Origin of the sequence: Methylobacterium nigriterrae, from assembly GCF_037106235.1 — a bacterium.
GTDB classification, from domain to species: Bacteria; Pseudomonadota; Alphaproteobacteria; order Rhizobiales; family Beijerinckiaceae; genus Methylobacterium; species Methylobacterium nigriterrae.
Genome location: NZ_JBAWTG010000844.1, coordinates 1 through 273, shown reverse-complemented (window position 1 = coordinate 273; position 273 = coordinate 1). Strand labels below are relative to the sequence as shown.

The window sequence follows — 273 nt, the reverse complement described above, 5'->3', positions numbered from 1 at the left end:
CAGCGGCCGAAGACCTGGGTCCACCACGGGCCGCCCTGGCCGGGTTCCTTCCCGAGGCCGTGACGCGTGTGCGAGCACTCGAGGATGTTCGCCCGGTGGCCGGGGCTGTCCATCCAGGCCTGCACGACCGCCGCCGCGTCCGGCTGACCGACGGCGATGTTCTCGGCCGCCAGCCCGCTCACGCCCGCGGCGTCCGCCCGGTCCCAGGGGGTCAGACCGTCGGGGTCGGTGTGGTCGAAGTAGTCGCGCACGCGCATGTCCTGCGAGTGCGCC

At 74.4% G+C, this 273-nt stretch carries 1 protein-coding gene; it reads right to left on the bottom strand.

The features are described 5' to 3' along the window. Positions 1-273 (bottom strand): CAP domain-containing protein (locus WDW90_RS39390; protein WP_336493028.1); only part of this gene is annotated, 273 nt, incomplete at both ends.